Genomic DNA, 8750 nt, shown 5'->3' with positions numbered 1-8750 from the left:
CTCCGAGAAGGCACCCACCGCGGCCGCCGGGTCCATCGCGTCGCCGAGATCGCGCGCGATGGCATAAAGCTCCCCGGCCGCGTCCCGGCGCCCCTCGTCCGTCGCGAACATGCCAGAGAGGCCGTCGCCGAGTTCCAAGGCGCGCAGCCCAATCGCCGCGCTCGCTTCGGCGTCAACGGCGTTCGTCTTCCGGATCTCTTCGAAGACCGCAATGCCATCCCGGATCCCGGAGACCGCCGCGTCAACGACATAGTCCGGCCGGGCCGTCACCGCCACGCCGGCCGCGAACGCCTCTGCCATGGCTGCCCCGAGACGATCGGCGCCGGCGTAGACGAGGTTCGCGACCGACAGGACAGAAGCCAGCGCGCTGTTGGCACCTACCCGTACGTAGCGCAGCGAGAAGGCGATGAAGCCTGCCCGGTCGCGCTCGCTTGTCCGCCTGAAGGTGATGCACCGTGCCCGGATGGGCCCGTGCGTCGGGAGCACGAGGACGCCGCGCCCCCCGGCCCTCATGGCGGCCGTAAGGCTATTCGCCTCCGCGTCCGCCGCATCGGACGCGACATAGGCGTCGACGTCGAAATACTGCGGCGCCTCGCCGATGTCTTCGTCGAACGGATCGTCTCGATGGACGAACTCGTGAACGATGACGCGACGGCCGCCGCTGTCGTCATCGCGAGCGACGAAGAACGGCACCCCGTTCCAAGACGCCGGAAAGAGCGTCGACTGCCAGTCGCGGCACTCGGCCATTTACTCCCTCCCCGATCCGACGATAGGCGCCGCCGCCTCCGGCATCGACACGCCGGTCGACCCCGGCCCGTTGGTACTGCCCTGCAGCGGCATGCGAGCGGCCTGTTCCCGGGCAATCTCGCGCATCCGCACCTCGAAGAGCGGGGACGGCTCGACCTGAACCTTGAGCTCGCTGCGCACCGTCGCCTCGCCGGTTACCGACATCTGGGCCGGGCCCATGCGCATCATGGCGCGGCCGCGCGCCCCTTCCGGATCGCGGCGGAACTCGTCCGCGGCGCGGCGCGCGCGCTCCATAGTGGCGGGATCGACCGCCGGCCCGCTGGGCAGCGACGGCAAGTCGTTCCAGATGCGCTTGATGCGGCCCCAGGTGCCGAGGTTCATCTCTGCCTCGGGGTCGTACCCGGCCGGATATGCCGGCTTAGGCAGTGCATCGACGGCGGCATTGATCAGCGCCTTGCCGCCGAAGTAGAGGCCGCCGCCGATCAAGCCCCCCTTGAGGCCCATGTTCACGAAGGTACCGAGGCGAGAACCGGCCGCAGCAGCGCCGACGGCCGAAGCGCCGGCCGCCGCCGCGCCGCCTCCGCCCAATGCTCCCACAAGCGCGACCAATGGACGGATCGCGAGCGTGAGCGCCCCGATGCCGCCGACGGCCATCGCCGCATAGGTGCTGAACTCGAGCAGCTTCGGGTTCGTCTCGGCCATCGACCGGAACGTCGTCGCAACCGCGTCGAGGCCTGTGGCGACAGTGTCAAGCACCCCGCTCTCGGCCAGCGAGAGGATGAGGTTGTCAAACGACGACACGAGGCGGTTATGAGCCCCGAGAGGCCCGCGCCGCATCAGTTCCGCGCCCCGCTCGGACGAGCCTGCCGATTGCTCGGTCAGGATCTTGAGGAAGCGCTCGTAATCATCGTTGAACGTCAACGTGCCGATGCGGACGCCCTGACGCTGGTCGAAGATGCGCGACATCTGGCCAGGCGTGACGCCGCGCTCACGCAAGTCCGCGAGGAGCCGATCGACGTCGAGGCGCTCGCCCAGCGATGCGGTGTACCGTGACACCATCCGGGCGACCTTGCGCTTGTCGATGATCGACTTGATGCCGAGGCCCGAGATGACCTCGTCCGTCATCGCCTCCGCGATGTCTCCACCCTCGCTTTCGGTGCTCGTGAGCCGGCGCTGCAGGCGCTTCCGGATCTTGGAAGCGTCGATGCCCTGATTGCGCAGGCCCGAGAGCAGGTCGTCGACCGAGACCGGCTTCGTCTCGAGAGCATAGTCCTCGAAGCGCATGCCCATTTCGGCCATGGCCTGCCGGCTGTCGGCGGTGGGCTTCACCGTTCGGGTCAGCATAGAGCGAACCGCAACGCCCGCCTCGTCTCCACGAAGACCGGCCTGGCCTTGTGTCGCGATCATCGCCGCGAGTTGCTCTTGGCTCACGCCGAGAGCCGCGGCAAAAGGAGCCGCATACTTGAAGCCCTGCGCGAAGTCGTCGACGCCGAGGCGCGTCACGTTCGCGCCCTTCGCGATGATGTCCTGGTACCGCGTCGCCGCGTTCACCAGTTCCTCACGGTTCTTGGGCTTGATGCCGTAGGCCGCGAGCGCCGAGACGGTGAAGTCGGCCGCCGAATAGGGGTCGACATCGCCGAACAGCGAGAAGTTCATGGTCGGGCGCGCCAGCGCATCGGCGTCGTTTTCGTAGCCGGCCTGCACATAGGCGCGCTGCAACTCAGAAACATCGCGTGCCGAGAAGCCAAGGCCTGCGGCGCCGAGCTCGCGGGCATTGCGGCGCAGGCGCGTCGCCTGCTCATCGGTGAGCTCGCCGCGCGCCTGCGAATAGGCCACGGACCGCTCGAACTCGATCATGCGGGTATACGCGCTCCGGAACGCCATGCCGCCGCCGTAAGCCGCCGCGGTGCCGGCGACGGTCGCGGCGGCCGAGCCGGCCCGCGCCATGGGGCGCTGCGATTGTGCCGGATGCGTCTGCGGGGTCAGCGGAACGCCGGATCCAGAGACGGGACCACGTCCCCAGGGGCCGCCGCGCGCCATGATCTGAGCCTGGCGCTGCAGCTGGTTGTTCGCCGCCTCGATCGACCGCTTCAGCGCGTCCTGCTGGCCGCGCAAGTTGTTCAATGGGATACCGGCCTGCTCGAGACCACGCTTCGCCTCGATGGCGGCGCGAGCCTGATCACGGTAAGCCGCGGCGGCTGAAGAGACGGCCGCCTGCGCCCGACGATAGGCCGCCTCCATCTGCCGCGTCGGCTGCTCGACCTCTCGCATCGCGCGGCTGAGGCGCTGGACTTCCTCCTGCGCAGCGCGGAACTTCTGCCGGGTCTCGGAGAGCCCGCGCTGCAGGCCGCGAAAGCCCTCGATGCGGTCGAGCTTGCCCTTCATCTCGCCGATCTGCCGGCCGATACCGGAGACGGCTTCGCCGACGGTCTTCCCCGCCTTGCTGATCTCCTTGAAGCGGTTCGCGATGTCGGCGAGCGCCTTGCCCGAGGCATCACGCGCCCGGAAGACCGCTTCGGCTTCAAGGATGATCGCCATCAGGTGCCTCTCTTGGGCCGGAAGTTGGCCCGTTCAATCCACCACCGGATTTCCCGCAGCGGAATGGACCGGATCGTGGCGATGTCCGCGATCCGGTACTCGAAGACGATCAGGTCGAGGGCGTCTCCGATGTCGAACGGGCATCGCTGAAAAAACCGAGCACGATGTCCCGGATTGCCATCGCATCGGCGAGGCTCATCTGACCCATCAGGTTCGGGTCAAGATCGACGAGCCGACCGACGTACTGGCGCAGCACACCCTTGTCCTCGGCGGGGAAGAACGTGCCGTCCTCGAGCCGGGCGACAATGTAGGGATCGCCCAGCTCCAGGTAGTCCTCGCCGTTCGGCTCCCGGATCTTCACTTCCGTGATCGGGGCGTCGGCGGTCTGCAGCGGCTTCTTCAGCTTGTGGATCACGGCCGGCATCAGTTGTCCTCGACCTTGCGGTAGCTCTGGGATGCGATCGACAGCCCGGTCACCTCACCAGTGGAGAGGTTGACCTGCGGCCGGCCGACCCACCGGGCGCGGCCGAAGAAGTGCGTGCGCCGACTGTCGTCCTCGCGGATCGTGACATCCAGCGCGCACTTCAGGAGCTCGGCATCCCAGACCAAACCGCACGGCTGCGAGAAGTTCATCTGCGCCGTGTAGGGTACCGGCTGCGAGGTGAAGAAGACCGATCCATCATGGTTCGATCCGGCCTGCACCTCGCGGTTGGTCGGGTTGATCGAGATCTCGCCGCGGGCCGAGTAGCGGACGCCGTTGACGGAGATCGTGATGCGGCCGCCGAAGGAGTTGCAGCATTCCGTTGCCATTGCTCAGATCTCCCTTAGGCCGCGTACTGCAGGAAGGTCGTGACATTCGCCGCGAAGACGCGGAGCTGGTTCACGACGTCGACCGGCAGGTAGGCATTGACCCGGGTCGCGTTGTTCGGGTCGCGCTCGACCTGGACGAACTGCGCGAAGAGGTCCGCCTTCTCCAGGACGCCAAGGGCGACGAGGTCGCTGTAGGCGTGCACGAGCGTGTCGCGGATGTCCTGCGGCGTCGTGATCTCCTGCAGGTTCGACGGGTTGTCGTCCGCCAGCGCCTGCCGGCTGTGCCGGTTCTGCACGAAGGTGCGGATATAGCGGACCGAGAACATGAGCTGCGCCATGGTCTCGATGTCGCGGTAGGTCGCGTCGGCCGCACCGGCCGCCGTCTCCTGATAGGTCGTGACGACGCGGTCGATGCGCACCAGTCCGTCGTTGCCGACCCGGGCGGCCGATATGCCGTCGACGTAGAGTGCCTGGCGGTCGTCGATATCCCACCAGTCGGCGCGCGAAGGCGGCGGCTTGATGCCGTCGAGCAGCAGCGTCTGCAGCGGGCGAGACAGCTCCGGCGCGTCCGTCAGGTGCATGGCACATTGCCCGCCAAGCGCCGCTGCCCATTCCCAGGGGGGCGACGAGGCCAGCTTCGACCCCATGATCGACACGTGCTGGTCGTTGCGGCTGTCGCCCAGGGCAGCAAGGCCCGACAGCGTGTCGAACTTCACGGTCAGGTAATGACCGTAGAGCTGCTTGGTCGGAGACCAGCGGCCCGAAGTGTCCGACAGGAAGTCGCGAACCGTGTTGAGGCTCACCGCGTCGGCATAGGGCGAGGCGATCCAGTCGAACTCGTCGTCGCCCAGATTGGCGAGCGCGTTCGTCAGGTCCGGAACGCCGGTGCCGCCTGAGAGCTGGGTGATCGTCGCATGCCCGACCAGGATGTTCGGTTCATCCGTGAGCAGCCGGACCAGCACGTCGTTGCCGATGGTGCCGACGTGCCGGAACGTCAGGGTGACCGTGCCGGTCGCGGCCGTGGCGCTGATCGGCAGCCCGGCAGCGTTGATCGCGTCGCGCACGGAGTTGCCCACCGTGGTCGCGTTGTCCGCGGCGTTGACCTGCAGCGTGATCCTGACGCCGCAGATCTCGAGCACACCGACGCCGGTAACGCCCGGCGCGGTGCACACGATGGTGCCCTCGGCCGCGGTGCCGGCCGGGTCCGCCAGGGGAAGGGCCCAGATCGGCTGGAACGGCGCGTTGCGGCGAGCCTTGGCGTACATCGCCGCGAGGACCGAGCCGGCCCCGAACAGCGCGTTCGCGTCCGCCTGGCTGCCGATAGGGCCAGCCGGGACGTCGGCCGTCGCGGAACCGGCGGCGAGCTTGGGGCCGACCAAGAGCAGGCGCGACTGGCCCTCGTATGGAGACCCACCGCTGTTGATCTCCGCGTAGAAGAAGGGGACGAGGATGTTCCCCGGAATGTTGTTGAAGGCGACCATCGAAGGCTCTCCTTATCCCTTGGACTTGCGGGTTCGCCGCGGTCGCCCGGGCTCGCCGGCGACGACGTCGCCGTCACGGAGCCGGCGGGCCCAGTAGCTCGTGACCTCGACGTGCCGCCCCTCGGGCGGCAGCGGCTCCCAGCGCCGTTCCGGCTGGCGGACGAGCGCCGTCGTTCCGTCCGGCCGCTCGGCCGGTCGGATGAAAAGCGTTGCCATTGCTGTCTCCTGTCAGGGCGCCGGCTGGTCGATATCGATGTCGGCGGTGATCGATGCCTGCCCTATCTCGCCGGAGGGGTCGGCCACATCCAGCGTGACCGAGACCGTCTGCAGCGAGACGCGAACAGGCCCGACGGGCGCCGCCTCGGCGATGCCCCCGAGGACGTCCCGCCCGTAGCTGCCTTCCGGCAGGCCGTCGTAGAGCCGGCGGATCCGCGCCGGTAGGCGATCGAGACCGGTCGGGGGCGTGGGCGGGACCATGGTCGGACAGTCGTCATCGGTCGCGACCGTGATCCGCATGACGCGGATCGCCTGCAGACGCCGCTCTTCCGACGTGCGGTCGACGTCCGATTGGATATCACGGACGCGGCTGCCGCCGGCGTCGCGGAAGAGCTTGCCAGTCGGACCGAAGAAGAGGGCGAACCGGACCTGCGCCTCGAGCAGGTCGAGGGTCGCTTCCGTCTCCGCATCCGTTGCCGGGTACGACGCCTCGAAGCCGCCGGTCTCGTTGCCATGTTCGTCGCGGCGCTTGGCGAAGCTCATCACCGCCATTTCGATGTCGATACTGATCAGGCGCAGGAATGGCACGCCGCCCGCCTTCTGCGCCGGGTCGCTGTTGTCGAGTGCGGTGTAGATCGTGATGACCGGCGTACTGGCATCGTCCGCCAGGTCGTCGATCGGCTTGAAGGAAGTGTCGTAGACACAAGGTCCGGCGATGGTCGGGTAGCCGCTGCCGGCCGTGAACGCGGCGTGTGGCAGAAGCGCCTCGAAGGCGGCAATGCGCAACGCGGTGCGGATCAGGCTCATGGCGGGGCCACCAGTTCGTTGAGATCGAGCGCATAGCCGCCCATGCCATCGGGGCGGATCTCGGCGATCTCGAAAAGCTCATTGGTATCGACGCGCAGGACGTAGTCGCCGGTGCGCGGCCTGTAGGGCAGTTGCCCAGGCGAGACGCCGACGTTGATCCTCGAGCTGGCAAAGCCTGCACGGTCGGATCGCGGCGCCATGTGCGCGATGCGCTGCCCGCTGTTGGCGCGAGATGCCACTTCGGCGGTGATGCCGAGGAAGTCGACGACGGCTCGGCTTGGATCGGGTTCCGAGCGGCCGTTCGGCTTCGTCACCGCCCGGGGGCGAAGAACGAAGCCCTCCGCGAAGACAGCATCGACTGCGGCGTTGAGCTCGCCGTTGAGGTCGTCAAACGCGGAGGGCATGGGATCAGTCCAGGATTGGGGACCCGCGATCAGGTCCGGCGACCGCGGTGCAGTGCGGACGGCATCGTGCAGATGTGGAGCGGATACGAGTATACCTCCACGTCGGCCCACGCGTTGCGCTTCTCGTCGCGGATGATCCACGAATAGAACGGCTGACCAAGCGTGTTGACGAAGTCGAACGTCTCGGCCGGCGCCTGCGCAACGGGGAAGATGCCGGCATTGACCGGAAAGAAGCGAACCTTGTCCGAGCCGACGCCAAGCGTCGTGTCGTCATCGGTCCCGCGATAGTTGTGCCAGGTGATGTCGCCGTAGTTGAACGACGTGTAGGCACCGCCATGCCCTTCCCGAAGGGACGCGGCAGCCGACCACCCCTCAAAAGTCTTGATGACCTCGGGATGGTTGACGAAATCATCCCAGAACGCATCGCCGCAGATCGCATGGATCTCAACGCGGGAGCCGCCCAGGCCCTTCAGAGCCTTCAGCATCGACCTGCGAACCTGGTTGCACTTCTTCCGGATCACGCCGGAGGCCGGGTTGGCGTTGTCCAGGTCGAAGTCGATTTCCGCCGGAACGGTCTGACCGAACTCGGTCTCCCAGTCGTAGATGACCGAGCCATCGGCATCGACCGTCTTGCCCAGGATCGCGCCGAGCCTCATGTTTTCGAACGTGAGGTCGAAATCCTGCATGATCTTGAGCTGCCGGCGGGCAACCTCAACCTGCATCGTCTTAAGTTCCGTCTCGGACCCGAAGGCTCGGATATTCTGCAGCTCATCCGCCGTGATGCGGGAAGCTTCCGCGAGGCGGACCGTGTTGAACGCCCGCGCCTTCCGCTGATCGCCGCCCTTCTGCTTCGGCTCCGCGCCGCGCGGGCTCGTCTGGATCAGTGCCGGAGCATTGGCACGTTCCTCGATCCAGATGGCCGTCGTGCGAACTGGGGTCGGCGTGAACAGCCCGCGGATCGATCCGAGGTAGCCGGGCACATAGTCGAACTTGTCGAGCGCGGCGGTGAGGGAGATGCCCGAGAACGCGCTGTCGTTGAAGACGTCCATCGTCAGCATTGACGTGGTCCTTTCCGTTTCTGCCGCGCGTCAGCGGGCGATGATGCCGAGGTCGGCGAGCGCAGCGACGACAGCGGCCTGCTGATCGGCCGTCGCTCCAGCCGGGAACGTGAGGTCGGAAAGCCGCACCTCGCAGTCGCGCAGATGGCCGGTGATGAGCTCCGTCTCCCCGGCCCCTGTCGTCGCGGGATACATCGCGATGGCGGAGGGAACCTCCGAGCCATCGGTGCCGGCGAGATTGAGGGTGGGATAGACGTAGTCGCCGTGCTCGGCCGTGACGTCGACGAAGAACTCGTCTCCAGCCACGTTCGCGACGCCGCCGGCAGTGATCGTCAGGCGCACGCCGCCCTTGTTGAAGAGCGTGCCGTGGGTCGAGGTGCCGATCTCGTTGCCGTCGGGATCCTCCCAACGGACGGTCGTCGCAGTGACCGCAATGCCCTTGTACCGGCCGTTCTTGACCTTCGCCGTAACCGGCGTCACGTCCATGGCGATGGTCGCATCGCCCGTGTTGCCACCCGCCGCGCTGGCGGTCGCGACGACGTCGGCAGGTACGGCAACCTTGCCGAGGATCTGCCCTGGCACGAGGCTCTGGTTCTCCGGGATTTTGATGGCACCGCGCGAGCGGAAGCCATTCGCCTCGGAGACGATGTACGCCCCGGCGTGGATCGTTTCGGTCTTGGTGACCATGG

The 8750-nt window shown here is 67.3% G+C and carries 10 protein-coding genes; all 10 read right to left on the bottom strand.

All coding sequences use genetic code 11. The features are described 5' to 3' along the window. Window positions 1-747: DNA circularization N-terminal domain-containing protein (locus ASC46_RS19600; RefSeq protein WP_210166025.1), on the bottom strand; the 747-nt coding region annotated here is incomplete at its 3' end. Continuing rightward, window positions 748-3285, bottom strand: a complete 2538-nt coding sequence (locus tag ASC46_RS19595) for a phage tail tape measure protein (RefSeq protein WP_055460980.1) — start codon at window positions 3283-3285, stop codon at window positions 748-750. A gap of 109 nt (window positions 3286-3394) precedes the next feature. Beyond that, window positions 3395-3709 (bottom strand): phage tail assembly protein, encoded by a 315-nt coding sequence (locus tag ASC46_RS19590; RefSeq protein ID WP_055460979.1) that lies wholly within the window; start codon window positions 3707-3709, stop codon window positions 3395-3397. Beyond that, window positions 3709-4095: a phage tail tube protein gene (locus ASC46_RS19585; protein ID WP_055460978.1), complete on the bottom strand. Its 387-nt coding sequence runs from the start codon at window positions 4093-4095 to the stop codon at window positions 3709-3711. The genes ASC46_RS19590 and ASC46_RS19585 overlap by 1 nt, the downstream gene beginning before the upstream one ends. A 14-nt stretch (window positions 4096-4109) precedes the next feature. Continuing rightward, window positions 4110-5576, bottom strand: coding sequence for a phage tail sheath subtilisin-like domain-containing protein (locus tag ASC46_RS19580; RefSeq protein ID WP_055460977.1), 1467 nt, complete (start codon window positions 5574-5576; stop codon window positions 4110-4112). A gap of 12 nt (window positions 5577-5588) precedes the next feature. Continuing rightward, a complete protein-coding gene (locus ASC46_RS19575) occupies window positions 5589-5792 on the bottom strand; it encodes a DUF2635 domain-containing protein (RefSeq protein WP_055460976.1) in 204 nt (67 codons plus the stop codon). A gap of 12 nt (window positions 5793-5804) precedes the next feature. Then, entirely contained in the window at window positions 5805-6599 is a 795-nt protein-coding gene (locus tag ASC46_RS19570) for a hypothetical protein (RefSeq protein ID WP_055460975.1), read from the bottom strand. Then, window positions 6596-7003: a hypothetical protein gene (locus ASC46_RS19565; RefSeq protein WP_055460974.1), complete on the bottom strand. Its 408-nt coding sequence runs from the start codon at window positions 7001-7003 to the stop codon at window positions 6596-6598. The genes ASC46_RS19570 and ASC46_RS19565 overlap by 4 nt, the downstream gene beginning before the upstream one ends. A 29-nt stretch (window positions 7004-7032) precedes the next feature. Further along, on the bottom strand, window positions 7033-8061 hold the full coding sequence (locus tag ASC46_RS19560) for a major capsid protein (protein ID WP_055460973.1): 1029 nt from the start codon (window positions 8059-8061) through the stop codon (window positions 7033-7035). A gap of 30 nt (window positions 8062-8091) precedes the next feature. Next, window positions 8092-8748, bottom strand: coding sequence for a head decoration protein (locus tag ASC46_RS19555; RefSeq protein ID WP_055460972.1), 657 nt, complete (start codon window positions 8746-8748; stop codon window positions 8092-8094). Window positions 8749-8750: the final 2 nt, after the last annotated feature.

The sequence above is a fragment of the Chelatococcus sambhunathii genome, from assembly GCF_001418005.1.
In the GTDB taxonomy this organism is placed as follows: domain Bacteria; phylum Pseudomonadota; class Alphaproteobacteria; order Rhizobiales; family Beijerinckiaceae; genus Chelatococcus_A; species Chelatococcus_A sambhunathii.
The sequence above is the reverse complement of the archived record's forward strand: the minus strand, read 5'-3'. Positions and strand labels throughout refer to the sequence as shown.